This window comes from Humibacillus xanthopallidus (genome assembly GCF_006717145.1).
Taxonomy (GTDB): Bacteria; Actinomycetota; Actinomycetes; order Actinomycetales; family Dermatophilaceae; genus Humibacillus; species Humibacillus xanthopallidus.
The window spans coordinates 2,414,886-2,441,320 of record NZ_VFQF01000001.1 but is presented as its reverse complement, the minus strand read 5'-3'; the positions used below and the strand labels follow the sequence as shown (position 1 = coordinate 2,441,320).

The 26,435-nt window shown below is 71.5% G+C and carries 22 protein-coding genes and 1 tRNA gene; 15 read left to right on the top strand and 8 right to left on the bottom strand.

The window, feature by feature from the left end; genetic code table 11:
• The first annotated feature begins 63 nt into the window (after window positions 1-63).
• The 7 genes from FHX52_RS10690 (at window position 64) to FHX52_RS10660 (ending at window position 9,257) form a co-directional block, all read left to right on the top strand.
• Window positions 64-1,092 (top strand): EamA family transporter, encoded by a 1,029-nt coding sequence (locus FHX52_RS10690; RefSeq protein WP_425460106.1) that lies wholly within the window; start codon window positions 64-66, stop codon window positions 1,090-1,092.
• An 8-nt stretch (window positions 1,093-1,100) separates the two neighbouring features.
• Window positions 1,101-2,147, top strand: a complete 1,047-nt coding sequence (locus FHX52_RS10685; protein WP_246069812.1) for a metallophosphoesterase — start codon at window positions 1,101-1,103, stop codon at window positions 2,145-2,147.
• A gap of 256 nt (window positions 2,148-2,403) precedes the next feature.
• Entirely contained in the window at window positions 2,404-3,090 is a 687-nt protein-coding gene (locus FHX52_RS10680) for a 50S ribosomal protein L25/general stress protein Ctc (RefSeq protein WP_141821861.1), read from the top strand.
• A gap of 93 nt (window positions 3,091-3,183) precedes the next feature.
• On the top strand, window positions 3,184-3,777 hold the full coding sequence (pth, locus tag FHX52_RS10675) for an aminoacyl-tRNA hydrolase (protein ID WP_141821860.1): 594 nt from the start codon (window positions 3,184-3,186) through the stop codon (window positions 3,775-3,777).
• A gap of 179 nt (window positions 3,778-3,956) precedes the next feature.
• Complete coding sequence (gene mfd / locus FHX52_RS10670; protein WP_141821859.1) at window positions 3,957-7,589, top strand: transcription-repair coupling factor; 3,633 nt, start codon at window positions 3,957-3,959, stop codon at window positions 7,587-7,589.
• 33 nt (window positions 7,590-7,622) lie between these two features.
• The gene (locus tag FHX52_RS10665) at window positions 7,623-8,204 is read left to right on the top strand and encodes a SurA N-terminal domain-containing protein (RefSeq protein WP_246069810.1); all 582 of its coding nucleotides are present in this window, start codon (window positions 7,623-7,625) and stop codon (window positions 8,202-8,204) included.
• 27 nt (window positions 8,205-8,231) lie between these two features.
• Window positions 8,232-9,257, top strand: a complete 1,026-nt coding sequence (locus FHX52_RS10660; protein ID WP_141821858.1) for a nucleoside triphosphate pyrophosphohydrolase — start codon at window positions 8,232-8,234, stop codon at window positions 9,255-9,257.
• 66 nt (window positions 9,258-9,323) lie between these two features.
• Here the strand turns inward: FHX52_RS10660 and FHX52_RS10655 are convergent, their stop codons facing one another.
• Window positions 9,324-10,784, bottom strand: coding sequence for a sugar transferase (locus tag FHX52_RS10655; RefSeq protein ID WP_246069803.1), 1,461 nt, complete (start codon window positions 10,782-10,784; stop codon window positions 9,324-9,326).
• Window positions 10,785-11,170: 386 nt separating this feature from the next.
• Here FHX52_RS10655 and eno point away from each other — a divergent pair, with 386 nt between their 5' ends.
• The 4 genes from eno to FHX52_RS10635 are packed head-to-tail and all read left to right on the top strand — an operon-like array spanning window position 11,171 to window position 14,715.
• Window positions 11,171-12,472 (top strand): phosphopyruvate hydratase, encoded by a 1,302-nt coding sequence (gene eno / locus FHX52_RS10650; protein WP_141821856.1) that lies wholly within the window; start codon window positions 11,171-11,173, stop codon window positions 12,470-12,472.
• A gap of 2 nt (window positions 12,473-12,474) precedes the next feature.
• Complete coding sequence (locus FHX52_RS10645) at window positions 12,475-13,173, top strand: FtsB family cell division protein (RefSeq protein WP_141821855.1); 699 nt, start codon at window positions 12,475-12,477, stop codon at window positions 13,171-13,173.
• Window positions 13,170-13,751 carry a DUF501 domain-containing protein gene (locus FHX52_RS24310; RefSeq protein WP_141821854.1) on the top strand — a complete coding sequence of 194 codons (582 nt, stop codon included), beginning with the start codon at window positions 13,170-13,172 and terminating at the stop codon, window positions 13,749-13,751. The genes FHX52_RS10645 and FHX52_RS24310 overlap by 4 nt, the downstream gene beginning before the upstream one ends.
• Window positions 13,744-14,715 (top strand): Ppx/GppA phosphatase family protein, encoded by a 972-nt coding sequence (locus FHX52_RS10635; protein WP_141821853.1) that lies wholly within the window; start codon window positions 13,744-13,746, stop codon window positions 14,713-14,715. Before FHX52_RS24310 ends, FHX52_RS10635 begins: the two co-directional genes overlap by 8 nt.
• A 171-nt stretch (window positions 14,716-14,886) precedes the next feature.
• Here the strand turns inward: FHX52_RS10635 and FHX52_RS10630 are convergent, their stop codons facing one another.
• The 3 genes from FHX52_RS10630 to FHX52_RS10620 form a co-directional block, all read right to left on the bottom strand.
• Window positions 14,887-15,264 carry an SHOCT domain-containing protein gene (locus FHX52_RS10630; RefSeq protein WP_141821852.1) on the bottom strand — a complete coding sequence of 126 codons (378 nt, stop codon included), beginning with the start codon at window positions 15,262-15,264 and terminating at the stop codon, window positions 14,887-14,889.
• A gap of 138 nt (window positions 15,265-15,402) precedes the next feature.
• The gene (mptB, locus tag FHX52_RS10625) at window positions 15,403-16,971 is read right to left on the bottom strand and encodes a polyprenol phosphomannose-dependent alpha 1,6 mannosyltransferase MptB (protein WP_141821851.1); all 1,569 of its coding nucleotides are present in this window, start codon (window positions 16,969-16,971) and stop codon (window positions 15,403-15,405) included.
• Between the two features lie 237 nt (window positions 16,972-17,208).
• Window positions 17,209-17,283: transfer RNA gene (locus tag FHX52_RS10620), tRNA-Leu, on the bottom strand.
• A gap of 212 nt (window positions 17,284-17,495) precedes the next feature.
• On the opposite strand from FHX52_RS10620, the gene FHX52_RS10615 reads away from it, so the two are divergent.
• Both FHX52_RS10615 and FHX52_RS10610 read left to right on the top strand, forming a co-directional pair.
• Window positions 17,496-18,380: a Bax inhibitor-1/YccA family protein gene (locus tag FHX52_RS10615; RefSeq protein ID WP_141821850.1), complete on the top strand. Its 885-nt coding sequence runs from the start codon at window positions 17,496-17,498 to the stop codon at window positions 18,378-18,380.
• Window positions 18,381-18,402: 22 nt separating this feature from the next.
• The gene (locus FHX52_RS10610) at window positions 18,403-18,702 is read left to right on the top strand and encodes a hypothetical protein (protein ID WP_141821849.1); all 300 of its coding nucleotides are present in this window, start codon (window positions 18,403-18,405) and stop codon (window positions 18,700-18,702) included.
• A 140-nt stretch (window positions 18,703-18,842) separates the two neighbouring features.
• Here the strand turns inward: FHX52_RS10610 and FHX52_RS10605 are convergent, their stop codons facing one another.
• The gene (locus FHX52_RS10605; protein ID WP_141821848.1) at window positions 18,843-20,066 is read right to left on the bottom strand and encodes an acetyl-CoA C-acetyltransferase; all 1,224 of its coding nucleotides are present in this window, start codon (window positions 20,064-20,066) and stop codon (window positions 18,843-18,845) included.
• 256 nt (window positions 20,067-20,322) lie between these two features.
• On the opposite strand from FHX52_RS10605, the gene FHX52_RS10600 reads away from it, so the two are divergent.
• A complete protein-coding gene (locus FHX52_RS10600; protein WP_141821847.1) occupies window positions 20,323-21,078 on the top strand; it encodes a hypothetical protein in 756 nt (251 codons plus the stop codon).
• Window positions 21,079-21,248: 170 nt separating this feature from the next.
• On the opposite strand, the gene FHX52_RS10595 is transcribed toward FHX52_RS10600, so the two are convergent.
• On the bottom strand, window positions 21,249-22,373 hold the full coding sequence (locus tag FHX52_RS10595; RefSeq protein ID WP_141821846.1) for an SGNH/GDSL hydrolase family protein: 1,125 nt from the start codon (window positions 22,371-22,373) through the stop codon (window positions 21,249-21,251).
• A 116-nt stretch (window positions 22,374-22,489) separates the two neighbouring features.
• On the opposite strand from FHX52_RS10595, the gene FHX52_RS10590 reads away from it, so the two are divergent.
• Window positions 22,490-23,860, top strand: a complete 1,371-nt coding sequence (locus tag FHX52_RS10590; RefSeq protein ID WP_141821845.1) for a cystathionine beta-synthase — start codon at window positions 22,490-22,492, stop codon at window positions 23,858-23,860.
• Window positions 23,861-25,079: 1,219 nt separating this feature from the next.
• Here the strand turns inward: FHX52_RS10590 and FHX52_RS10585 are convergent.
• A complete protein-coding gene (locus FHX52_RS10585) occupies window positions 25,080-25,667 on the bottom strand; it encodes an HhH-GPD-type base excision DNA repair protein (RefSeq protein WP_141821844.1) in 588 nt (195 codons plus the stop codon).
• A 64-nt stretch (window positions 25,668-25,731) separates the two neighbouring features.
• A complete protein-coding gene (locus tag FHX52_RS10580) occupies window positions 25,732-26,430 on the bottom strand; it encodes an IMPACT family protein (RefSeq protein WP_141821843.1) in 699 nt (232 codons plus the stop codon).
• Between the last annotated feature and the right edge of the window lie 5 nt (window positions 26,431-26,435).

Genomic DNA, 26,435 nt, shown 5'->3' with positions numbered 1-26,435 from the left:
CCTGGAGGCGTGACGCGAGCAGATCGCGCGGTTGTGTCGGCGACGGCCACACCGGCGCCACCGGTGTCACCGACCACGCTGCGCCAGGCGCCCCCGCGCCACCCCGTCGTCGGGCTCTCGGTCGCGCTCGTCTCGGCCGCGGCCTTCGCGACCTCGGGGGCCTTCGCCAAGTCGCTGCTCGTCGCCGGGTGGGCGCCGGGGTCGGTCGTGACCCTGCGCATCACCCTGGCCGCGCTCGTGCTGCTCGTGCCGACCCTCCTCGCGCTGCGCGGTCGGTGGGGAGCCATGCGGCGCAACGCCTGGGTCGTCGTCGGCTACGGCCTGACCGGCGTGGCCGGCTGCCAGCTCGCCTACTTCTACGCCGTGACGCACCTGTCCGTCGGCGTGGCCCTGCTCCTCGAGTACCTCGCTCCCGTGCTCATCGTGCTCTGGCTGTGGGGTCGCCACCGCCAGAGGCCCCGCCGCCTCACCGTCCTCGGCGTCGGGCTCGCCGTCATCGGGCTGCTGCTCGTGCTCGACGTCGTCGGTGGCGGCGCGACCGTCAGCCTCGTCGGTGTGCTCTGGGGTCTCGGCGCCGCCGTCTGCCTCGTCCTCTACTTCCTGCTCGCCGCCCACGTCGACGACGACGTGCCGGCGCTCGGTCTCGCGGGTGGCGGCCTCACAGTCGGCGCGGTCGCCCTGTGGGTCGCCGGGTTGAGCGGCCTGCTCGACACGACGCGAGGCGCGTCTGACGTCGTGCTGAGCGGGGTCGTCGTGCCCTGGTGGGTGCCGATCCTCGTCATCGCGCTCGTCGCCGCAGCCTTCGCCTACGTCACCGGAATCGTCGCGGTGCGGCTGCTCGGTCCGAAGGTGGCCTCCTTCGTCGCGCTGACCGAGGTGCTCTTCGCCGTGCTCTTCGCCTGGATCGTCCTCGCCGAGCTCCCGGCGCCGATCCAGCTCGTCGGGGGAGCGCTCATCGTCGGCGGCGTCGTCGCGGTCCGGGCCGACGAGTCGCGTCGCCCACACGGCAGCGACCCGGCGGATGCGCGCGACCCGCGCTCCACGCATACGGCAGCGTCGGGCGACGACGCGACGGCAGCGCACCCCGACTAGGCTGAGGTATGCGCTGGCGTGGGGGCTCGGCCCTCGTGGGGGCGCTGCTCCTGTCGGGGGTGGCGGCGTGCGTCGCCGTGCCCCAGACGGACGACCCGGTGGCCCCGGCCACGCGGACCCCGCCCGCAGAGCGGCTGCACTTCACGGCCGCCGGCGACTACGGCTCGACCGCAGCGACGAGCAGTGTCCTCACGGCGGTGGGCGCCAGCAAGCCCGACCTCCACCTCGCGCTCGGCGACCTGTCCTACGGCCGGGTGGGCGAGGAGCAGCAGTGGTGCCGCTTCGTCACCGACCGGGTCGGCACCGACCTGCCGTTCCAGCTGCTGCCGGGCAACCACGACAGTGACGGCAGCAACGGCAACATCGCCGACTTCGCCGCCTGCCTGCCGAACCGCCTGCCGGGCCTCGTCGGCGACTACCCGCGGGAGTACTACGTCGACGTGCCGAGCAGCGCCCCCCTCGTGCGCTTCGTCATGATCTCGCCCGCCCTCACCTTTCCCGACGGCACGTGGAGCTACGCGGCGGGTTCGTCGCACCTCGCGTGGACGTCCAAGGCCATCGAGTCGGCCCGCAGCGCCGGGGTGCCCTGGGTCGTCGTCGGCATGCACAAACCCTGTCTCACGACGGGCGTGCACGCCTGCGACGTCGGGGCCGACCTGCTCGACCTGCTCGTCTCCGAGCGGGTCGACCTCGTGCTCTCGGGGCACGAGCACCTCTACGAGCGCACGGCCCAGCTGGCGGAGGGTCCGGGGTGCGCCGGAGTCACCGTCGGCACCTTCACCCCCGCCTGCGTCGCCAACTCCGGGCGCGACCTCGTCGCGGGTGCCGGCACCGTCTTCACGACCGTCGGGACCGGTGGCGTCGCCCTCCGGGCACCGTCCTCGTCCGACAGCGAGGCGCCCTACTTCGAGGCCGCGTCTGGGGCCGGCAGCAACCCCACCCACGGCTACGTCGACGTCCGGGCGACGCCGTCCGACCTGCGCGTGTCGTTCGTGCGGACCGAGGGCGGCACGTTCACCGACTCGTTCGCGATCACCCGGTCCGCCGCGCCCTGAGCCGAGCCCGTCCGGCAGATTTCGTGGCGGGACGCACCGTCCCGTAAGATCGAGAAGTTGCCTCGGCGAGGGACGGCGCACGGCTGGCTTCGGCTGGCCAGCACGCAGTCCGTGATCGACGCGGGCGACCTGACCAGGGAGTGCTCCGGTCCGGTCCGCCTCTGCGTGCGGACCACCTCTTTCCGACCGAACACCCGCGCGGTGTCCCGCGTCGAGGCCAGCCACCGCCTCAGCCCCCGATCTCCAGGAGTCTCCCGTGTCCGACACCACCAAGCTCACCGCCGAGAAGCGCAGCGACTTCGGCAAGGGCGCCGCGCGCAAGATCCGCCGCGCCGGCAACATCCCCGCCGTCATGTACGGCCACGGCACGGACCCCGTGCACATCTCGCTGCCGGGCCACGACACGATGATGGCTCTCAAGCAGGCCAACGCCCTGCTGACCATCGTCATCGACGGTGACGAGCAGCTCGCCCTGGCCAAGGACGTGCAGCGCGACCCGATCAAGCCGGTCATCGACCACGTCGACCTCGTCGTCGTCCGCAAGGGCGAGAAGGTCACCGTGGACGTCGCCGTCCACCTCGAGGGCGAGGCCGCTCCCGAGACCGTCGTGACGCTCGACAACAACACCCTCCAGCTCGAGGTGCTCGCGACCAACATCCCCGAGAACGTCGTCGTCTCCGTCGAGGGCCTCACGGCCGGCACGCAGATCCACGCCGGGGCTGTCGAGCTGCCCGAGGGCGCGACCCTCGTCACCGACGAGGACGCCCTCGTCGTCAACGTCACGCAGGCCATCTCCGAGGAGGCCCTCGAGGCCGAGCTCGCCGAGGCCGAGGCCGAGGCCGGCATCGAGCGCGAGGAGTCCGACGAGGAGGCCGCGTCCGCCGAGGGCGAGGCCGGCGAGTCGGCGGAGTCCACCGAGGCGGCTCCGGCCGACGAGGCCTGAGCCACCAGCGCATTCGCGTCCACGCGCCGGGCGGCTGCCGTATGCCGCCCGGCCGCGTGACCGCATCACCCGCACTACCCATCGAGGAAGGTCATGGACACCTGGCTCGTCGTCGGACTCGGCAACCCCGGTCCGGAGTACGCCGGTAACCGACACAACGTCGGCGCCATGGCCATCGAGGAGCTGGCCGCCCGCGACGCCACCGGTGGCCGCGCCTCGTTCAAGGCGCACAAGGCACGCGCACGCGTCGCCGAGGTGCGCCTTCGTGTTCCCGGCCCCAAGGTCGTGCTCGCCGTGCCGTCCACCTACATGAACGTGTCGGGTGGTCCGGTCGCCGGGCTGCTCAAGTACTACGACGTGCCCGTCGAGCGGCTCATCGTGCTGCACGACGAGCTCGACATCGAACCGGGGCTCGTGCGCCTCAAGCAGGGTGGGGGAGAGGGCGGCCACAACGGCCTGCGCTCGATCTCCCAGTCGGTCGGCTCCAAGGACTACCTCCGGGTGCGGCTCGGCATCGGCCGCCCGCCCGGCCGGCAGGACCCGGCCGACTTCGTCCTCAAGGACTTCTCCAAGGCCGAGCGCACCGACGTGCTGCCCTTCCTGATCGACGACGGAGCCGACGCGGTCGAAGCCCTCATCGAGGTGGGTCTGCTCGACGCGCAGCAGCGCTTCCACGCCCCGCGCTGACGGCTGCCGCCCAGGGGTAACCGGCCTGAACGGGTCCAGCCCGACCCGTCCCGGTCAGGCGGGGACCGACGGCCGGCGCGGTCGCCCGGCACGAGGTGTGCCGCCGCCGCGACGCTGCTCCGGCCGTTCGACCGGCGTGGCGAGGACCGTCGGTGCCGCCGCCTAGACTGGTGAGCCTGATGTCGCATCCTCTGCTGTCCGCCTTCAGGGCGCTCCCCGATGTCCACCACGTCCTCCAGCAGGTCGGTCGCGCACGCCTCGTCGACGTCTCGGCGAGCGACGGCACCCGACCCTTCCTCGTCGCTGCGCTCGCGCAGCAGGCCCAGGTCGGGCCCAAGGCCGCGCCCGTCGTCGTCGTGACCGCGACGACCCGCGAGGCCGAGGACCTCGCCTCCTCGCTCGGCGCCTTCCTGCCGGCTGAGGCAGTTGCCGTGTTCCCCTCCTGGGAGACACTGCCCCACGAGCGGCTCTCGCCTCGCAGCGACACCGTCGGTCGACGCCTGGCCGTGCTGCGGCGCGTCGCGCACCCCGACCCGGGCGACGCGGCATACGGCCCCCTGTCGGTCGTCGTGGCGCCCGTGCGAGCGGTGCTCCAGCCGCTCACCAAGGGCCTCGGTGACCTCGAGCCGGTCGCCCTGCGACCCGGTGACGAGCGTGCGCTGACCGACGTCGTCGACGCCCTCGTGGCCGCCGCCTACACCCGCACCGACCTCGTCGAGCGGCGCGGCGAGTTCGCCGTGCGCGGCGGCATCCTCGACGTCTTCCCGCCGACCGAGGAGCACCCGGTCCGCATCGAGTTCTGGGGCGACACGGTCGAGGAGGTGCGGTGGTTCAAAGTCGCCGACCAGCGCTCGCTCGAGATCGCCGAGCACGGCCTGTGGGCACCACCCTGCCGCGAGCTGCTGCTCACCGACGACGTGCGCGCCCGCGCCAGGGCTCTCGCCGACCAGCTGCCCGGTGTCTCCGAGATGCTCTCGAAGGTCGCCGAGGGCATCGCAGTCGAGGGGATGGAGTCGCTCGCCCCCGCCCTCGTCGACGGCATGGAGTCGGTGCTCGACGTGCTGCCCGCCAGCGCCATCGTGCTGCTCGCCGACCCCGAGCGGATCCGCCGCCGCGCCCACGACCTCGTCGCGACGAGCGAGGAGTTCCTCGAGGCCAGCTGGGCCAACGCCGCCGCCGGCAACCAGGTGCCCGTCGACCTACAGTCGCTGCTCGGCAGCGCCTCCTACTGGACGCTCGCCCAGGTGCGGGCCCACGCGACCGCTCACGACCGGTCGTGGTGGACCCTCAGCCCCTTCGCCGCCGATGACGAGCTCGTCATCGAGGACGACGACGTCGACGAGCGCCTCGCGGTCCGCACCGTCGACACCGAGGCCTTCCGCGGCGACACCGAGCGCGCCGTCGCCCACCTTCGCTCGCGGGTCGCCGACGGCTGGCGCGTCACCGTCGTCACCGAAGGCCCCGGTCTCGCCAAGCGCGTCGAAGAGGTCCTGCGCGAGCACGAGGTCGCGGTGCGGTCCCTGTCGGCGGCCACCGGCACCGGTGACACTGCTGGCACGGTCGAGGCCGGCCACGTCGGGGTGACGACGGCGCCGCTCGGTCGTGGCTTCGCCCACGAGGGTGAGCGCCTCGAGGTCGTCACCGAGACCGACCTCACCGGCCAGCCGGGGTCGGGCACCTCGACCAAGGACATGCGGCGCATGCCGTCGCGACGGCGCAACCAGGTCGACCCGCTCCAGCTGCGCACGGGCGACTTCGTCGTCCACGAGCAGCACGGCGTCGGCCGTTTCGTCGAGATGATGCAGCGCACCGTCTCGGGCGCCACCCGCGAGTACCTCGTCATCGAGTACGCCCCGTCCAAGCGAGGCCAGCCCGGCGACCGCCTCTACGTGCCCACCGACCAGCTCGACCAGGTGACGAAGTACGTCGGCGGCGAGGAGCCCTCGCTCAACAAGATGGGCGGCACCGACTGGAGCAAGACGAAGTCGCGGGCCAAGCGCTACGTCAAGCAGATCGCAGCCGACCTCATCCGCCTCTACAGCGCCCGCCAGGCGACGCGAGGCCACGCCTTCGCGCCCGACACCCCGTGGCAGCGCGAGCTCGAGGAGGCCTTCGGCTACGTCGAGACGCCCGACCAGCTGAGCAGCATCGACGAGGTCAAGGCCGACATGGAGAAGCAGGTCCCGATGGACCGGCTCATCTGCGGCGACGTCGGCTACGGCAAGACCGAGATCGCCGTCCGCGCCGCCTTCAAGGCGATCCAGGACGGCAAGCAGGTCGCGGTCCTCGTGCCGACGACCCTGCTCGTCAGCCAGCACCAGCAGACCTTCGCCGAGCGCTACGCGCAGTTCCCCGTGCGGGTCGCCTCGCTGTCGCGCTTCCAGACCGACAAGGAGGCCAAGGACGTGCTCGCCGGCCTCGCCGACGGCACCATCGACCTCGTCATCGGCACGCACCGGCTGCTCGCCAAGGACGTGACGTTCAAGGATCTCGGCCTCGTCGTCATCGACGAGGAGCAGCGGTTCGGAGTCGAGCACAAGGAGCTGCTGAAGACGATGCGCACCGCGGTCGACGTCCTGTCGATGTCGGCCACGCCCATCCCGCGCACGCTCGAGATGGCGGTGACCGGCATCCGCGAGATGTCGACGCTCGCCACCCCGCCCGAGGAGCGCCACCCGGTGCTCACTTTCGTCGGGCCCTACGACGAGAAGCAGATCACGGCCGCGGTCCGCCGTGAGCTGCTGCGCGAGGGGCAGGTCTTCTTCGTCCACAACAAGGTGAGCAGCATCGAGAAGGCGGCCGCACGCCTGCGTGAGCTCGTGCCCGAGGCGCGCATCGCCACCGCCCACGGCCAGATGGGCGAGCACAAGCTCGAGCAGGTCGTCGAGGACTTCTGGGAGAAGCGTTTCGACGTGCTCGTGTGCACGACGATCGTCGAGACCGGCCTCGACATCAGCAACGCCAACACCCTCATCGTCGAGCGCTCCGACATGCTCGGCCTCAGCCAGCTGCACCAGCTGCGCGGCCGGGTCGGTCGTGGACGTGAGCGGGCCTACGCCTACTTCCTCTACCCGCCAGAGAAGCCGATGACCGAGACGGCGCACGACCGGCTGCGCACCATCGCGAGCAACACCGACCTCGGCTCCGGCATGGCCGTCGCGATGAAGGACCTCGAGATCCGCGGCGCCGGCAACCTGCTCGGCGGCGAGCAGTCGGGCCACATCCAGGGTGTCGGCTTCGACCTCTACGTGCGGCTCATCGGCGAGGCGGTCGCCGACTTCCGGGGTGAGACCTCCGACGTGCCGGCCGAGATCAAGATCGAGCTGCCCGTCGACGCTCACCTCCCGCATGACTACGTGCCGGGGGAGCGCCTGCGCCTCGAGGCCTACAAGAAGCTGGCGTCCGTCGAGACCGACGAGGGCGTCGACGAGATCGAGGCCGAGCTGCGCGACCGCTACGGTGCACCGCCGGAGCCGGTGCGCAACCTCCTCGAGGTCGCGCGGCTGCGGGTCGTCGCTCGCCGGGCGCACATCGGCGACATCGGCCTGCAGGGCAAGGTCGTGCGGTTCGGTCCCGTCACGGACCTGCGCGAGAGCCAGCAGCTGCGCCTCATGCGGCTCTATCCCGGAACCCTCGTCAAGGAGGCGCTCGGCACCATCCTCGTGCCGGCCCCGATGACGGCCCGGGTCGGCGGCAAACCGCTGCGTGGCGTCGAGGTGCTGGCGTGGGCGCGCCAGCTCATCACCGCCGTGCTGCTCGACGACATCGCCGCCGGGCATGCCGTGGTGAGCGCGGGCACCCGCGCCCCGTAAGATGACTGACGCATCCGCCAGAGGAGGAACACAGTGAAGGCTCAGTCCGCACGACCGGCACACCCGGTCCGGTCCGCTGCCCGGTCGCCGAGGCGACTCGCCGCAGCCCTCGTGGCCGGAGCCACCGCCGCCTCGCTGCTCGGTGGGTGCGGGTTCGAGACCCGGCAGCAGGCTGCTGCCGTCGTCAACGGCCAGGTCATCACGCAGGAGGACGTCGAGACGACCTACAACCAGCTGCAGGCCGCGAAGTACGACTTCACCGAGAACGTCGTGCTGACAGCGCTCATCGCGGCGCCCCTCCTCGAGAACGCCGTCGCCCCGTCGGGCGGCTGGAAGCCCGATGCGACGTATGCCCAGGTGATGACGACGATCCCGGATGCGACCCAGGCGACCAAGGACTTCGTCTCCGCCGTGGCGCTCATCCAGGCGCAGAAGATGACGCCGGCCGAGGTCGAGGCCTACCGCGCCGGCCTCAAGAAGGCCGATATCTCGGTCAACCCCCGCTTCGGCGCGGTCGTCCACAACGACCAGGCCCCGATCTACTTCAGCGTCGGGCAGTCCTCGCCCAACTGGATCAAGCCGTCCTCCGCGCCGGCCACGACGCCCGCGTCCTAGCCCGCGACGCAGCGACCAGCCCAGCCCGTGAGCGGCCGTCTCGTCCTGCTCGTCTCCACCCCCCGCATCGCCCCGGGGCTGCTGACGCGCGAGGCGTGGACGACCCTCGAGCAGGCGTATGCCGTCCGGGGCCTTCCCGACGAGCCGCAGACCGCCGCCGTGGTCGAGGCCGGCATCGCCGTCGAGCCACCTGACGGCACCGAGGGCGCAGAAGGCACCGAAGGCACCGAAGGCACCGAGGGCATCGGTGACCCGGCTGCGCTCGCCCGGTCCCTCGTCGCCCTCGCCGAGAAGGCGGGGGAGCGGCCCGTCGTCTGGGTGGGCTCCGCGGACGGGGACCCCGGCCTCAGCGAGGCCGTCGCCGTCGAGGTGACCCGACTGGCCGAGCCCCCCGACGTCGAGCTGCTCATCGGCTCCTTCGACGTGCCCGGAGCCCGCCTGCTCGACGTCGTCGCCGTCATGGACCGGCTGCGCTCGCCCGGCGGCTGCCCGTGGGACGCCGAGCAGACCCATGCCTCGCTCGTGCCCTACCTCCTCGAGGAGACCCACGAGGCGATCGAGGCCATCGAGAGCGGCGACGCTGCCCACATGCAGGAGGAGCTCGGGGACCTGCTGCTGCAGATCGCCTTCCAGGCCCGGGTCGCGCAGGAGCACCCGACCGAACCCTTCGACATCGACGACGTCGCGGGCGAGCTCGTCGAGAAGCTCGTGCGCCGACACCCGCACGTCTTCGCCGACGTCGAGGCGGACACCCCCGACGCGGTCGCCGCCAACTGGGACGCCATCAAGTCGCAGGAGAAGCAGCACCGGACCCATCCGGTCGAGGGCGTTCCGGTGTCGCTGCCGGCCCTCGCCCGGGCCGAGAAGTACGTCGCTCGCCTCGACAAGGCCGGCCGCTCCGACCTCGTCGACGCAGCCGTGGCACCGGGCGACCTCGGAGCCCGACTGCTGCAGCTCGTGCGCGAGGCGCGGGCCGAGGGCCTCGACGCGGAGGCGGCCCTGCGCGAGACCCTGCGGGCGCTCGCCGATGCGAGCGCCGGCTCCTCGATCTGAGCCGGCCTCACGGCATACGGGCTCGGAGAGACGCCGTCAGGGTCAGGGTCGGCGTCAGCGTCGGGGTCAGTAGGCTCCGCGGCTGCGCAGGACCGCATGGATGGTCTTGGCCATGATGGTGAGGTCCTGCACGATCGACCAGTTGTCGACGTAGTAGAGGTCGAGCCGGACCGTGTCGTCCCACGAGAGGTCGCTGCGGCCGGAGACCTGCCAGAGGCCGGTCATGCCGGGGCGCACGTGGAGGCGGCGCTGCACGTCGGGGTGGTAGCGGCGCACCTCCGCGGGCAGGGCCGGTCGGGGGCCGACGAGGCTCATCTCGCCCGAGATGACGTTGAAGAGCTGCGGCAGCTCGTCGATGGAGAAGCGGCGCATGAAGGCCCCGATGCGCGTCACCCGAGGGTCGCGGGTCGCCTTGAAGAGGAGGTTGTCGGGGTCGCTCGTCAGATGGGTGACGCGGGAGAGCTGGGCCTCGGCGTCGACCACCATGCTGCGCAGCTTGAGGCACTCGAAGAGAAAGCCGTCACGCCCGACCCGGGTCTGACGGAAGAGCACCGGGCCGCCGTCGCCGCTCTTGACGAGCACGGCGCACACGATCATGAGCGGCAGGGCGAGCACGAGGAGCACACTGGCGCCGACGAGGTCGAAGACCCGCTTGAGCCCGCGGGAGGCGCCGAGGCTCTGCGGCTGCTCGACGTGGACGAGGGGGAGACCGCCCACCGGACGCATCGTCATGCGGCCCGAGGAGATGTCGCTGAGGCTCGGCACGACGGCCATCTGCACGTGGTGCCCCTCGAGGTCCCAGGCGATGCGGCGGAAGTCGACCGCGGACGGGAACGCGCCCTCGGTGAAGACGACGAGGTCGGCCTTCTCGCGCCTGACGGCATCGGCAGTGCGGGCGCTCAGACCGACGACGGGCACCCCTCGCGGGGTCGAGGTCACGGTGGTCGCGGAGGAGGGGACGAGGGCTCCGACGATGCGGTAGCCGAGCCACGACTCCCGCTCGAGCACGGCTGCGACGTCGTCGACGTGCGATGCGGAGCCGGTGATGAGCACCCGGGTCAGCAGGTGCCCGTGGGCGTGCGCGCGGTGGACGAGCCGGCGGGCGAGCCAGCGCCACAGCAGCAGCAGCGGCACCCCGATCGCGAAGAGCAGCACGAAGAAGCCGCGGGAGAGGTTGAACTTCGTCAGGTAGCTGATGATGCCGATGGTGCCTGCCGTGATGCCGGCCGCGCTGCAGATGCGGGCGTACTCGACGGTGCCGGCGCCGACGTGGGCCCGGGCGTAGGTGCCCATGGCGACGTTGGCGAGCATCCAGGCGGCGACGATCCAGAGGCCGACCGACTGCGCGACGTCGTTGATGTCGGCAGTCGGATCGAACATCCCGAGGCGCGTGCGGCCCACTGCGGCAAGGGCGGTGGCGAGGACGATGACGACGAGGTCACCGCCCGCGATCGCCGTCTGCAGCAGCCGTTGGCTGCGGGTGCGGTCGGTCAGCGGTTGTGTGGTCGGCCGCGAGCTGACATCCATCAGCGCGATCCCTGACTCCCCCATGGGCAGACCCATGCACCTATCCCCAAACCCGGCGCTCATGACGCCGATCCCGTTCGGCCCCCACCCCTGGAGACCTCGCCCTGCTTCCGGCCCCCCGGCTCAGGCTACGTGTGAGTATGCCGGATGCGGAGACTTTTTGGGGACTCTCTTGACCCAAATCGTGACGACTCTTCGGACAAGACGTGCTAGCACCGCAAAAGCGTCGCAGTCGGACGCCGCGGTCGGGTCGGCCCGTCTGAAGCCCGCCGGACCGGATACCGGGTCGCTCCGGCAGGGGCGGTGCGCCGGGGACTACGCTCGGAGCGATTCCTTCACCAACCCCTACCGCGCTCGTTCCGGGCGCGATCTGTCGAGGAGTGTCAGTGGCCACCATTGAGGAGATCGGCGCGCGCGAGATCCTGGACTCGCGCGGCAACCCCACCGTCGAGGTCGAGCTGCGGCTCGACGACGGCACCTTCGCCCGGGCGGCCGTGCCGTCGGGCGCGTCCACCGGTGCCTTCGAGGCGTCCGAGCGCCGCGACGGCGACAAGGGCCGCTACCTCGGCAAGGGCGTCCTCCAGGCCGTCGACGCGGTCATCGAGGAGATCAACCCGCGTCTCGTCGGTTTCGAGGCGAGCGAGCAGCGTCTCATCGACGCCGAGATGCTCGCCCTCGACGGCTCGGCCAACAAGGAGAACCTCGGCGCGAACGCCATCCTCGGCGTGTCGCTCGCGGTCGCCCACGCCGCCGCCGAGTCGGCGGGTCTGCCGCTCTTCCGCTACGTCGGCGGGCCCAACGCCCACGTGCTGCCGGTCCCGATGATGAACATCCTCAACGGTGGGTCGCACGCCGACTCCAACGTCGACATCCAGGAGTTCATGATCGCCCCCATCGGCGCGCCCACCTTCCGCGAGGCGGTGCGCTGGGGCGCCGAGGTCTACCACGCCCTCAAGAAGGTGCTGCACGAGCGCGGCCTCGCGACAGGCCTCGGCGACGAGGGTGGCTTCGCGCCCGACCTCGAGTCGAACCGTGCGGCGCTCGACCTCATCGTCGAGGCGATCGAGGCAGCGGGCTACGTCGCCGGTCGCGACATCGCGCTCGCCCTCGACGTCGCCGCCTCCGAGTTCCACGACAACGGCTCCTACACGTTCGAGGGTGGCTCGAAGAGCGCCGACGAGATGGTCGCCTACTACGGCGAGCTCGTCGCGGCATACCCCCTCGTCTCGATCGAGGACCCGCTCGACGAGGACGACTGGGACGGCTGGAAGGCGATGACCGACCTGCTCGGCGACAAGGTGCAGCTCGTCGGGGACGACCTCTTCGTCACCAACCCCGAGCGGCTCGGGCGCGGCATCTCCTCTGGCACCGCCAACGCCCTGCTCGTCAAGGTCAACCAGATCGGCACGCTGACCGAGACCCTCGACGCCGTCATGCTGGCGCAGACCAACGGCTACCGCTGCATGATGAGCCACCGCTCCGGCGAGACCGAGGACGTCACGATCGCCGACCTCGCCGTCGCGACGAACTGCGGCCAGATCAAGACCGGCGCGCCGGCCCGCTCCGAGCGCGTCGCGAAGTACAACCAACTGCTGCGCATCGAGGAGGAGCTCGACGACGCCGCCGTGTATGCCGGTGTCGGCGCCTTCCCGCGGTTCGACTCGAGCCGCTACGGCACCCAGGCCTGATCGTGGCGGACCGCACGCCGCCTCGCCCCGGCCGCTCCTCGAGCGGCCGGGGCGATGGTGCGCGTCCGGCCCCGAACCCCCGACCGGCGAGCGGTGCCCGGTCCTCGGCCGCCCGCTCGTCGACGGCGCGCACGACAGGCCCCCGTTCGGCGGGGGCGCGTCCGGCCGGAGCAGCTCGCACTCCCACCCGGACGGGCGGCGCCGCCCGTCCGGCCCGGTCCGGTCCGGGCAAGGAGCGCCCCGGCCTCGCGGCACGGCCACGCACCCCTGCTCCCGAGCCGCCCTCGGCGTCGACGGGCTGGGTGCGGGGAGCGATCCTGCTCACCATCGTCGTCATGCTCGCCGTGACCCTCGTGCCGACCCTGCGCTCGCTGATCCAGCAACGTGGTGACACCTCGGCCATGCAGGACCGCGTGGCCCAGCAGCAGCAGTCCGTCGCCGACCTCACCCGCCAGGCCGCGCTGTGGAAGGACCCCGCCTACATCGAGCTCCAGGCCCGCGAGCGGCTGAAGTTCGTGCGCGTCGGTGACCGCGCCTACACCGTCATCGACGCCTCGCCCAACGAGGCGAGCGCGGCGGCGGCCGAGCGCCCGGCCGTGGCCGCACCCCTCGCGAACGACTCGGCGCCGTGGTACGGCAAGGTGTGGCAGTCGGTCCAGATCGCAGACCGGCCCACCGCGGGCGTCACCGCGACCCGATGAGCACCGACGACACCCGCAGCCGCCCGCCGGTCGAGGAGCACGACCTCGAGGCCGTGCGCCGCCAGCTCGGCCGTCCGCCCCGCGGAGTGGCCGAGGTGGCTCACCGCTGCCCGTGCGGCGAGCCCGACGTGCTGCGCACCGAGCCCCGGCTGCCCGACGGCACCCCCTTCCCGACGACGTACTACGCGACCTGCCCGCGCCTCACCGGGGCCGTCAGCACCCTCGAGACCGCCGGGGTCATGCGTGAGATGACCGAGCGGCTCGGACACGATGCCGAGCTCGCCGACGCCTACCGCGCGGCCCACGAGCACTACCTGTCGAGCCGCGCCGAGCTCGGCGACGTGCCCGAGATCGACGGGGTCTCGGCGGGCGGCATGCCGACCCGGGTCAAGTGCCTCCACGTGCTCGTCGCGCACTCGCTCGCGGCGGGGCCAGGGGTCAATCCCCTCGGCGACGAGGCGCTCGCCATGCTCGACGACTGGTGGACGCCGACGTCGTGCGCCGCCCTGCACGCCGCGGAGGACGCCGCCGAGGACCGCGTGCCCACCGACCCCGACACTGAGGGTGATCGTGGCTGAGCCGACTCTCCGCGTCGGCGCGATCGACTGCGGCACCAACTCGATCCGCCTGCTCGTCGCCGACATCGACCCCGCCACCGGCTCGCTCGTCGACCTCCACCGACGCATGGAGATCGTGCGCCTCGGCCACGGTGTCGACCGCACCGGGGTCATCGCGCCCGAGTCCATGGAGCGCACGCTGCGCGTCACGCGGGAGTATGCCGTGACGTGCCGTGAGCTGGGCGCCGAGCGTGTCCGCTTCGTGGCCACCTCCGCCTCCCGCGACGCGCGCAACGCCGAGGAGTTCATCTCCGGCGTGCGCACCGCGTTCCAGGAGGACTTCGGCGCCGAGGTCGCGCCCGAGGTCGTGAGCGGTCAGGAGGAGGCGTCGCTCTCGTTCAGCGGAGCGACCGGGGGTCTTGCGGCCCTCGGCGTGCGCGGCCCCTACCTCGTCGTCGACCTCGGTGGCGGATCGACGGAGTTCGTGCGAGGCACCGACCACGTCGAGGCCTCGCGATCGGTCGACATCGGCTGCGTGCGCCTGACGGAGCGGCACCTCGCGACCGACCCGCCGACGCAGGCGGAGATCGAGGCGGCCACTGCAGACATCGACGCGGCGATCGACCTGGCCGAGCAGTCGGTGCCCTTCGACGGGGTCGCCACCCTCGTGGGACTGGCGGGCAGCGTCACGACGATCACCGCCCACCTGCTCCGGCTGCCGGCCTACTCGGCCGAGCGCGTGCACCTCACGCGGTCGACGCCCGAGGCGATGATCGCGGCATCGAGCGACCTGCTGTCGATGACGCGGGCCGAGCGTGCCGCCCTGCCCTACCTGCACCCCGGGCGCGTCGACGTCATCGGCGCGGGCGGGCTCGTGTGGCGCCGCATCGTCGCGCGGGTGGCCCAGCGCAGTGGCATCACCGAGATCGTCACCTCCGAGCACGACATCCTCGACGGCATCGCTCTTAGCCAGCTCTCCCGCTGACCGAGCGCACCTGGGCTCTGACGTGAGCTCGGGCTCGGGCTCCGACGCACCCGGTCCACGCCCACCCGCACACGGACAAGCGGCCGGACCGACCACCGTGGGCCGGCCCCTTGGGGCCCGGTCCACGGTGACGTTCCGGCCGCCTGGCCAGCTGCCCAGGTGGTCAGGTACTCAGGTGAGAGCCTTGGCCTTGAGGGCGTCGAACTCGGCCTGCGAGATGGCGCCGCTGTCGAGCAGTCCCTTCGCCGTCGCGATCTGCTCGGCCGGGTTGCTCTGCTTGGCAACGGACTGGATGTACGCGTCGGTCGCCTGCTTGGCGTCGGTCGCGTCACGCATCTGGCGCTTGGCCATGCCGTTGCCGCGGGCGATGAGGTAGACCAGCGCGCCGAGGACGGGAGCGAAGAGCAGGAAGATGAGCCACAGGGCCTTCCACCAGCCGCTGAGCTCCTGGTCGCGGAACAGGTCGACGACGATCTGGAAGAGCGCGATGAGGAAGGCGACGAAGAAGAAGCTCCACACGAGGAGCCAGAAGAACTGCCAGAAATTCACGGAGCACCTCTTTATGGGGGTGAGGACTCCGGGGCGGAGCCTCTTGATCCAAGGCTAGGAAGTACCCCTTGCCCGGATCATCACCCTCGCCGGGTGACCTGCGCCCGGCGGACTCAGGCAGCGCTGGCGCCGAGCGGCTCAGGCAGCGCTGGCGCCGACGGGCCGCATCGCCCGCTCGGGCGCGGCGGGCTCACCACTGCCTCGGCGCGAGACGACGAACCGGCCGATCATCCAGATCGCTGCGGACACGCCCAGCGCCCACGTGCCGTTGGAGACGGTCGCATCGACCGCGCCGTAGGTGACGAAGAAGAGCGTCACGAAGATGACGGCCCGGGTGGCCCGCTCCGAGAGGCGCACGGCCCCGAGGAGGACGCCGCCCCACAGGAGGTACCACGGGTGGATGACGGGGCCGGAGGCGACGAGCGCGAGCAGCGCGCCGGCAGCGGCCAGCACCGGCTTGCGGGGGCCGACGCGCCAGACGATGACGCCGATCGAGACGAGGCCCACGAGCAGGCCGATGCTCTGCGCGATGGGCACGGCGGCCGCGGCGGTCGCGAGCGGCATACCGGCGAGGTTCATGAACCACTCGATCGACGCGCCGACGAAGGTCGGCGGGGCGATGAGCGAGCGGAGGCTCGCGGGGACCGAGAGGTTGGAGGTCCAGCCCCAGCCGAGCCCGGTGAGCACCGTGATCGCCGTGAAGGAGGCGATGGTGACGAGGGTCAGCGTGATGCCGTGGCGGATGAGGGAGCGGAGGCGGGCCGACGCACCCAGGCCTGCCGTTCCGTCGGCCTGCATCGCCATGCCGATGACCCCGACGAGCGCCAGCGCACCGGTCTGCTTGTAGCTCGCTGCGGCAGCGATGAGCGCGGCGCCGACCCAGAAGCGCCCGAGGCTGGCGACGTAGAGCGCGAGGGCGACGAGAGCGACCATGACGGCGTCGCCGTGGGCGCCACCCACGAAGTGCATGATGACGAGGGGGTTGAGCACGGCGAGCCACAGGGCGTGCGACGGGCTGACCCCGAAGCGCTTGGCGAGGCGCGGCAGCGTCCACGCGAGCAGCGCGACCGCGGCCAGCGCCGGCAGGCGCATGAGCACGGCAGCGAGGTAGGCGTTGTCTCCCGTGATCGCGACGATGAAGTGCTGCACCTGGAGCGCGAGCGGACCGTAGGGCGCGGGCGTGAGCATCCACATCGGGTCGACCTGGTCGGCGTACTGACCGGGGACCCAGTAGGGGCCGTAGGCGTAGGGGTCGAGCCCGCGCTGGACGATGAGGCCCTGCGCGGCGTAGCTGTAGGCATCGCGGCTGAAGAGCGGGGGAGCGAGCAGGACGGGCAGGCTCCAGAAGACCCAGGTGAGGCTCGGCACGCGGCGGCCGTTGCGCGGGCGCATCCGCAGCCAGGCGTCGACGAGCAGGGCGAGGCCGGCGATGATGAGCACGGTCGCGGCGAAGCGGCCGACGCCCTCGCCGAGCCACCCGAGGTGGAGCTGCTCGATGATCGGCGCCTTGGGCGGCAGGAAGGCCGGAGTCAGCGAGCCGGCGCTGACGAGGCCCATGCCGAGCGTGCCGCGGCGGACCATCGGGTCGGCCCACGCGAGGTGCAGAGCCGTGGCGAGGCGGGTCAACCAGTGGGTCACGGCCAGCCGCACGGCGTCGGGACGCGCCAGAACCGTCGGGGGCGTGCCCACGACACGTTGCTCCAGCACTCTCGACTCCTCGTTGCGTATCGTCGCTGCTCTTCTTCTTCTCGCCGTGGCTCGCCGTTGTGCGCGTGGCTGGTGGTCCGAAAAGTGAACGCGATGAAACCGCCCCTGGACCCTGAATGCTGTTCTAGTCTATGCCCCCGCACGCGTGGGCTCGTGCATCTCGCTCACGACACGGGCGGTCTGTGACCAGATCGTGCTGCAGATCACACGTCACGGCGTCCGCTTCCGCCTTCTATGTACCCCCGGAGGGACTCGAACCCTCACCAGTGGCGATTTTAAGTCGCCTGCCTCTGCCAGTTGGGCCACGGGGGCGCCGCCCCAGTATGCCGCCGCCCGGGCTCCCCGCCCCACGCGAGCGTGCCCGGGCTCCCCGCCCCACGCGAGCGTCGCGTCACGATCTCGTCTCACCCGTCGCGCGCACAGAGTGGGGAACCTTTCACAGGGGCGCGTTCGCTTACGCTTGGGGACAGTCGCCACGCCCAGGAGCGGGACGTGGCACCCAGTGCTTTTAGGAGCGCACTCACATGGCAGGTGGAAACCCGGTCTTCGACCGGCTCAACAAGCAGATCGAGAAGGAGCGCTACGCCGGTTTCGGCGCGCCCCAGGGCAGTCCGCAGCAGCCGGCGCAGCAGGGCACGCAGGCGGCGACGACGGGCTACGCGACCCAGGACGCGATGACGGCGCAGCAGCTCAACGACATGTACGCGCGGCAGGCGGCCGGCCCGGCCGACACCGGTCGCGTCACCATCGACGACATCATCATCAAGAGCGCGGCGCTGTTCGTCCTCACGGTCGCTGTCGCCGGCGTCTCGTGGGCGTGGACCGCGGCCAACCCGAGCATGACGCTGCTCTTCTGGATGGGCGGCATGATCGGCACGCTCGTCATCGGGCTCGGAATCGCCTTCATGAAGAAGGTCTCCGTCCCGCTCATCATGGTCTACGCCGTGCTGCAGGGCGCCTTCCTCGGCGCCTTCAGCCAGTACATCAACTCCATCCCGCAGTACGAAGGCGTCGTGCAGATGGCCGTCCTCGCGACGCTCTGCGTGTTCGTCGCGATGTACATCGGCTACGCCACCGGCTTCGTCAAGGTCAACGCCAAGACCCGCCGGATGTTCTTCTTCGCGATCGTCGGCTACGCCCTCTTCTCGCTGCTGCAGGTCGTCCTGCTCTGGACAGGCGTCATCAGCGGCTGGGGCTTCGGCGGCAGCGGCAGCCTCGGCATCATCCTGTCGCTGCTCGGTGTCGGCCTCGCGTCCTACTCGCTGGCCATCGACTTCGACTCGATCGACCACGCCGTGCAGGTCGGCGCCCCGAAGAAGTACTCGTGGCTGCTCGCCCACGGTCTGATCGTCTCGATCGTCTGGCTCTACATCGAGTTCGTCCGTCTCTTCGCGCGCCTGCGCGACTGACACCCTCGTGACACCGTCGAGCGTGGGTTCGCCGACCCCGCACGAGGTGTCCGACGAGCTCCGGCGCGTGGTCGAGCGGTGGCACCAGCTGCCGCTCGACCACGCGCTTTCGCGTATGCCGTCCGTCCGGGTCCTCGTCCAGTCGCTGGCCGACCGCGTGGCCGGGTCTCGCGGGGCTGCGGCCCGGCAGGTGCCCGACCTCGGCCCCGCAGTCGTAATGGACCAGCTGACCGTCATGGTCCACGACCTCTTCCGGGCCCAGCCCGGCACCGACGCAGCCGCGGTCGCGGAGGAGCTGGCCGGCATACGCCGCTCCCTCTGAGTCGAGAGAGCACGTCGTCGGGCACCCCGCCGGGTCGACAGGAACACTCCTCCCCAATCGAAAGAGCGATCCGTCGGCATGCTGTGCCGACGGATCGCTCTTTCGATTGGGGAGTCCTCTTTCGATTGCGGGGGTTGCGGTCAGCTGAGGCGCTCGAAGATGACGGCCATGCCCTGGCCGCCGCCGACGCACATCGTCTCGAGCCCGAACTGCTCGTCGCGCTCGCGCAGGGCGTTGATGAGGGTGCCCGTGATGCGGGCGCCGGTGGCCCCGAAGGGGTGGCCGATGGCGATGGCACCGCCGTTGACGTTGAGCTTGTCGTAGTCCATGCCGATCTGATCGGCCGACCCGATGACCTGGGCGGCGAAGGCCTCGTTGATCTCGTAGAGGTCGATGTCGCCGATCGACAGGCCGGCCCGCTTGAGGGCGAGGTTGGTCGCCTCCACCGGACCGAGGCCCATGATCTCGGGGGAGAGGCCGGTCGCGGCCGTCGACACGACGCGGGCGAGCGGCTCGAGCCCGAGCTCCTTGGCCTTGGTGTCGCTCATGATGACGAGGGCCGCTGCACCGTCGTTGAGCGGGCAGCAGTTGCCGGCCGTGACCGTGCCCTGCTGGCGGAAGACCGGGTTCAGACCCTGGACGGCCTCGAGCGTGACACCCGCACGGGGGCCGTCGTCCTTGGTGACGACGGTGCCGTCAGGGGCGGTGACGGGGCTGATCTCCCAGTCGAAGAAGCCTCGGCCGATGGCCGCCTCGGCGCGGTTCTGGCTCGTGACGCCCCACTCGTCCTGGCGCTCGCGGGAGATGCCGTATGCCGTCGCGACGTTCTCGGCCGTCTGGCCCATCGCGATGTAGATGTCGGGCAGCCGACCCTCCTCGCGCGGGTCGGTCCACGTCTCGTTGCTCTCGGCGATGCGCTTCGTGCGGGCCTGGGCCTCGGCGAAGCGGCCGTTCTGCTGGTCCTCCTTGGCGCCGCCGGCACCGGCCCAGTCGGTGTACTGCGAGACGCACTCGACGCCGGCCGAGACGAAGATGTCGCCCTCGCCGGCCTTGATGGCGTGGAAGGCCATCCGCGTCGTCTGGGCGGAGGAGGCGCAGAAGCGGTTGATCGTCGCGGCCGGGGTCGCGTCGAGGTCGAGGAGCGTGGCGACGACCTTGGCCATGTTGGACCCGTGCCGACCGGACGGCTCCGCGCAGCCGAGGTAGAGGTCCTCGACGAGCCGCGGGTCGAGCCCCGGCACCTTGTCGAGGGCGGCCTGGATGACGGTCGCGGCGAGGTCATCGGGCCTCACGTCCTTGAGCGAGCCCTTGAAGGCCCGGCCGAACGGGGAGCGGGCGGTCGAGACGATGACGGCTTCGGTCACGGGGTTCTCCTGCACTGCGTCGGCGCCCGTGCGGCGGTGCGTCGGGCGACTAAGCGCTTGCTCAGTCCCACGATGGTAGGACGTCCTCACACCGGTTGGACAGGCCGCCGGCCATGACCTGCGTCTCGCCGTGACGGGTAGGCTGGCTCCGACCCGTTGCGCAGGCCCCCTCTCGGCTCCGCCGAAGGTTGCGCCCCGCGCTCCGGTGAGGCCACTGCCGCCCATCGCGGCCCCGCCCAGACCACCAGGGGAACCCATGAAGACCATGACCACGCGTGTGGTCGCGCTCGCCGGCGCGCTCACCATCAGCCTCGGAGCAGCGGCCTGCTCCAAGTCCGAGACGCCGACTACCGGCGCGACCGGGTCGGCGGGCTCGACCCCGGCAGCCACGAGCACGACCACCGCAGCGGCTGACGCGCCGACGGCCAGCGAGGTGCTCGACAAGGCGAAGACCAACGCCCTGGCCGCGATGTCCGGCGCCTTCGCCGGCAACGTCGAGGACAGCGGCAAGAAGATGGCGATCGACTTCAAGGGCACGAGCGACGGCAAGACGGCCGACATCACGATCGAGTCGGCAGGAGACGGCAAGGCCCGCGTCATCTCGGTGCCCGAGGGCATCTTCATCCAGGGTGATGAGACCTTCTGGAAGAAGCAGAACGCTCCGGCCAAGGTGCTCGCCGCCAAGGACAAGTTCATCAAGGCGCCGGCCTCGGCTGCCTCGATGACCGAGAGCCTCAGCCTCAAGGCCTTCCTCGAGAAGGCCTTCGGGGCCGTGACGCCCGACCAGGTCTCCTCCGACGTGGGCGAGGAGACCGTCAACGGCATCGACTGCTGGGTCATCACTGACACCAAGGGCAAGACCGAGGGCGCGCTCTACGTGTCGAAGGACAAGCTCGAGGTCGTCCGCTTCACCGGCTCCGCGAAGAGCCCGGGCCAGCTCGACTTCTCCAAGTGGAACGAGGACCTCGGCATCAAGGCGCCCGACGCCAGCCAGGTGATCTCGCTTCCCTGAGCTGCGTCACGCAGCACACGTCCAGGGGTCGTTCGCCGTCGTGGCGGACGACCCCTGCCGTATGCCGCCTGCCGGAGCTGCGCTTGCACGCCCGAGTCGCGCACTCGGTGGGCACCCGGCGCCACCGTCCGGTGCCGCGCCACGGGCTCGGGGCCGAGCCACAGACCGGCTCAGCGGCTGGGCGCATCCTCGCGGGACGGCATACGCCCGTCGGGTGACACGGGCTCGGCTGCGGTGACGTCGGCGGTGTCGGTGCCGGTGCTCGGCCCGTGGGGGACCGGCTGCGGGTCGGCGGTGGAGGCCGGGACGGCCGGGCGCATGCGGTGCAGGAGCACCGCCCACCGGCCCTGACGCCCGCGCGACTGGCCGGCGATCTCGGCAGGGGCGACCTCAGTGCCGGGGTGGGCGACCGCCCGGGTCGCTGCCTTGGCGACGGGGCCGATGCCCTCGCCGCGCTGGGGGCTCGGACGGGTCGGGGTCGTCCGCTCGCCGAAGAGGTCGAGGGCGGCGCTGACGGACGGCAGGAGGGCGGCGGCCACGCGCGCGTAACCGGCGGCGCTCGGGTGGAAGCGGTCCTCGCTGAACATCGTCTTGGGGTCGGCGGAGAAGACGTGGCCGAGCATGTCGCCGATCGAGACGGCTCTGCCGCCGGCCTCGACGACCGCGACCGTCTGGGCGGCGGCGAGGTCGCGCGACCAGCGGCGTGCGAGCCATCGCAGCGGCTGCGGCACGGGCTCGACGGCGCCGAGGTCGGGGCACGTGCCGACGACCACCTCGGCGCCGTTCTCGCGAAGGCGCCGCACCGTCATCTCGAGGTGGCGCACGGCGACCGAGCGGTCGATGCGGTGGGTGACGTCGTTGGCGCCGATGAGCAGGAGCGCGACGTCGGGAGAGGGAGTCTCGGCAAGGGCCCGGTCGAGCTGGCTCTCGAGCCCGGGGGACTCGGCGCCGACGACGGCCACGTTGGTGACCTCGACGGGCCGGCCGCTGAAGGCCGCCACCCCGTTGGCGATCGTGGCCCCGATCGTCTCGTGCGGGTGGTCGACGCCGAGACCCGCGGCCGTCGAGTCGCCGAGCACGACGATCCGGATCGTCGTGCCCGACCCCGAGCCGTAGCGCCCCGCGTCGACCGGAGGCGCCTCGAAGCGCTGGCCGACGATCCGCCGCGTCAGTGCCGCCTCGACGCGCAGCACGCCGTAGGAGAGGGCGCCGATCGCTCCGAGCCCCGCCACCCCGACACCGCCACCGAAGGCGGCGGTCTGGGCGATCCTGCGTGCGCGACGTGCGCGTCCCATGAGCGTGACTCCTCCTGCTCCGCGGTTCGTGGAGGACCACGGTAACCCGCGGCACCGACGAGCTGTGCCGGGCTCCGTCAGGTGGGAGGGGTCGGCGGCACGCCTAGGATGGTGCGGTGAAGTATGCAGAGAACGTCGCAGACCTCGTCGGCAACACCCCCCTCGTCAAGCTCGGCTCCGTCGTCAAGGACGCGGGGGTGACGTGCACGGTCCTCGCGAAGGTCGAGTACTTCAACCCCGGTGGCTCGGTCAAGGACCGCATCGCCCTGCGCATGGTCGAGGCGGCCGAGCGCGAGGGCGTCCTCAAGCCCGGCGGCACGATCGTCGAGCCGACGAGCGGCAACACCGGCGTCGGGCTCGCGCTCGTCGCACAGCGCCGCGGCTACTCCTGCGTCTTCGTCTGCCCCGACAAGGTGAGCCAGGACAAGCGCGACGTCCTCAAGGCCTACGGCGCCGAGGTCGTCGTGTGCCCGACCGCGGTCGAGCCGGAGCACCCTGACTCCTACTACTCGGTGTCCGACCGCCTCGTCCGCGAGATCGACGGCGCGTGGAAGCCCAACCAGTACTACAACCCCGAAGGCCCGAACAGCCACTACCTGACGACCGGTCCGGAGATCTGGCGCGACACCGACGGACGCGTCACCCACTTCGTCGCGGGCGCCGGCACCGGCGGCACGATCAGCGGCACCGGCAAGTACCTCAAGGAGGTCAGCGACGGCGCCGTGCGCATCATCGCCGCCGACCCCGAGGGCTCGGTCTACTCCGGCGGCAGCGGCCGGCCGTATCTCGTCGAGGGTGTCGGTGAGGACTTCTGGCCCGGCGCCTACGACCCGTCGGTGGTGGACGAGGTCATCGCCGTGTCCGACGCGGATTCCTTCGAGATGACCCGCCGCCTCGCCCGCGAGGAGGGACTGCTCGTCGGCGGCTCGTGCGGCATGGCTGTCGTCGCGGCGCTGCGCGCCGCCAAGGACCTGCCCGAGGACGCCGTCGTCGTCGTGCTCCTGCCCGACTCGGGTCGCGGCTACATGTCGAAGATCTTCAACGACGAGTGGATGCACTCCTACGGGTTCCTCACCGACCACACGGAGCAGACGGTCGGCGACGTGCTGCGCTCGAAGTCCGGCGACATGCCTGCCCTCGTGCACACCCACCCCGGCGAGACGATCCGCGACGCGGTGCAGATCCTCAAGGAGTACGGCGTCTCGCAGATGCCGGTCGTCAAGGCCGAGCCGCCGGTCATGTCCGGAGAGGTCGCCGGCTCCGTCAGCGAGCGCGCCCTGCTCGACGCGCTCTTCACGGGGCGTGCGCACCTTGCCGACGCCGTCGAGAAGCACATCGAGCCCGGTCTGCCCCTCGTCGGTGCCGGCTCGCCCGTCTCGGCTGCCCGCAAGGAGCTGGAGGCCAGCGACGCGATCCTCGTCGTCGACGACGGCAAGCCCGTCGGTGTCCTGACCCGCGCCGACCTGCTCTCCTTCCTCGCCGACTGACAAGAGGCCGGCGGCCGGCAGGTCGATCAGCAGCGAGGTCGGCCCAGACCTCGTCGCCGAGGCTCTAGGCCGACACGCCGTCGGCGACCCACGGCACCCTGAACGGGGATGATGCGGAGGCCGTATGCCTTTTGGCGCGGCCGCGGCGAACGCCGAGTTCTCCTCGGCGGAGACCGGGCGCAGCGACTGCGACGTCGGCTTCGCTGTCTGGCTCCTTTTGCCTACGCGTCCGGCGCCGCGGTGGGACACTGTGAGGCGCAGCAGCATTCGCCGGGCGCTGTTCGTCGATCGTCACTGATCCACACGCCCGTGCGACATCGCGACTGAGCGCGGTGTCCGGCCGGACGACATTCGTCTGCAGCCACCAGGAAGGCGTGAAGCCCACAGCAGCACAGGCATCACCCATGCGATGCAGCGCGTCCGCGCCACCGATACCGGGTCCCGGCGCTGCTGCACCCTGCCACGAATCTCGCGACGGCTCTCACTGCCATTGTGAGACTTGTTGCTGCGCAAACATATTCGGGCATCTATCCGTGAATTCTACTGCCCTGAAAGGAAATTGGATTAGCAAGTTTCTGTGAACTGCTGACGATGGTCGCGGGCAGGCCTACCGTTGAAAGGACGCCCAGCTCAGGCGTCGTCACATGTGCCGGAGCGGTGCTCGGGGTGGTCCACTTCACCGTGTGCTCCGCACCGCCCGGCACCATCTCCGGGAGGTGGAGCTGAATGGCAAGTCAGGACGCACGGGGTTTCGACGGGCGGGAGCGACGTCGGGCGAGAACGCGCAAGCTCCACGAGCAGCTCCTCACTGCCCAGCACCACGATCACCGCTCCCGTCACGCCGACGAGCCCCCCGCCGTCAGTGGCGGGACAGGTGGACATCACCGAGGGGGACAACGGCCACACCGTGGATGTCGCGATCGGTGACGTCGTCGTGGCCACCCTTCCAACACCTACTGGCGTTTCGCGCCGCCCGGGCCAGGAGTCACCCAGATCGGGGAGGAGACCATCACTCCAGCACCGCGTGGCACGTGCCTGCCCGGGATCGGGTGCGGCACGGTCGTGGCCCGCTATCGCGCCACGGGCGCCGGCACTGCCGACGTGCGTGCGAGCCGCACCACGTGCGGTGAAGCCCTGCCGTGCGGCCCCGGCCAGGGCTCATGGACCGTCCGGGTCCTCGTCCACTGACGCATCCGTGGGCGTGACAGGGCGCATCCGGTCAGGCCTCCGCGGCCGCCTTGGCCTCGGCCTTCTTCGCCTTCTTGAACTCGCGCACCTTGAGCCGTGAGCCGGCGTCGACGACGTCGGCGATCGAGCGGTGCCCCGGCTTGCCGTAGTCGCCGGTGGCCGCCTCCCAGCCGTCCGGGGTCACCCCGAACTGCTTGGCCAGCAGGGCCGCGAAGATCCGTGCCTTCTGGTCGCCGAAGCCGGGCAGGCTGCCGATGCGCCGCACCAGCTCGGCGCCGCTGTCGACGCCGCTCCACACGTTGGCCGCGTCGCCGCCCCACTCGTCGACGAGGGCCTGGCACAGCTGCTGCGTGCGCGTCGCCATGGACCCCGGGAAGCGGTGCAGCGCGGGCGGGGTGCGGAAGTGCTCGAGCAGCGTCTCAGGCGGCAGCGCCGCGATGGCTGCGGCATCGAGACGCCCACCGGGGGGCACACCCATCCGCTCGGCGAGCACGCTCGGAGAGGTGAAGGCCTTCTCCATCGGGATCTGCTGGTCGAGCTGCATGCCGAGCAACAGGGCCAGGGGGTCGCGCTCGAGGAGCTCGTTGGCGGCGTCGGTGGAGCCGAGGTGGAGTGCCATGGCGACCATCCTCCCGTATGCCGTCACGCCGGGGTGCGCTTGCGACGCGCGGGCATGCTCTCGCTCAGGTCGCCTCGTCGAGCCCGGCTCCGCGGGGACCGTCGGGCCCCTCGGGTGCGTCGATGTCGCTCGGCACCCAGGACGGATCGCCCGCCGTGACGGAGCCGGTGCCCGACGCGAGGACGGCGACCGTTCGCTCCACGTCACCGACCGCGCCCGGAGCAGCCGCGACGTGCAGTCGCACGCCCCGGCTGAGATAGTCGACGGCCATGACCTCGACGCCGGCCCGGCCGCGCAGCGCGTGCTCGAGACGGGGGCCGACGGCGTGGTCCACCTCGACGACGAGCCCCTCGCGCAGCTCCATCCGGACGAGGCTCGCGTCGTCGAGGGCGAGCGACACGGCGTCCCCATAGGCGCGGATGAGGCCGCCCGTGCCCAGCAGCGTGCCACCGAACCACCGCGTCACCACCGCGACGACATCGGTGAGGCCGCGACCCCTCAGTACGTCGAGCATCGGCGCCCCGGCCGTGCCCGAGGGTTCGCCGTCGTCGTTGCTGCGCGTCGTCGCCCCCTCCGGCCCGAGCACGAAGGCGGTGCAGTGGTGACGCGCGTCGCGGCTCGAGGAGCGAACCTGCTCCACGGCGGCACGGGCCTCGGCCTCGGACGACACCGGCCGCACGTCGCACACGAAGCGTGACCGCCGCACCTCGACCTCCGAACGGGCCGGTGCGGCGAGCGTCACGTAGTGGTTGGGCGTCGGCACGGACG

Bases quoted from the DNA above. Each gene is read 5' to 3' on its own strand.
- FHX52_RS10685 (WP_246069812.1), top strand. From the start codon at position 1,101: ATGCGCTGGCGTGGGGGCTCGGCCCTCGTGGGGGCGCTGCTCCTGTCG.
- pth (WP_141821860.1), top strand. From the start codon at position 3,184: ATGGACACCTGGCTCGTCGTCGGACTCGGCAACCCCGGTCCGGAGTAC.
- mfd (WP_141821859.1), top strand. From the start codon at position 3,957: ATGTCGCATCCTCTGCTGTCCGCCTTCAGGGCGCTCCCCGATGTCCAC.
- FHX52_RS10655 (WP_246069803.1), bottom strand. From the start codon at position 10,784: ATGGATGTCAGCTCGCGGCCGACCACACAACCGCTGACCGACCGCACC.
- FHX52_RS24310 (WP_141821854.1), top strand. From the start codon at position 13,170: ATGAGCACCGACGACACCCGCAGCCGCCCGCCGGTCGAGGAGCACGAC.
- FHX52_RS10615 (WP_141821850.1), top strand. From the start codon at position 17,496: ATGGCAGGTGGAAACCCGGTCTTCGACCGGCTCAACAAGCAGATCGAG.
- FHX52_RS10600 (WP_141821847.1), top strand. From the start codon at position 20,323: ATGAAGACCATGACCACGCGTGTGGTCGCGCTCGCCGGCGCGCTCACC.
- FHX52_RS10595 (WP_141821846.1), bottom strand. From the start codon at position 22,373: ATGGGACGCGCACGTCGCGCACGCAGGATCGCCCAGACCGCCGCCTTC.
- FHX52_RS10585 (WP_141821844.1), bottom strand. From the start codon at position 25,667: ATGGCACTCCACCTCGGCTCCACCGACGCCGCCAACGAGCTCCTCGAG.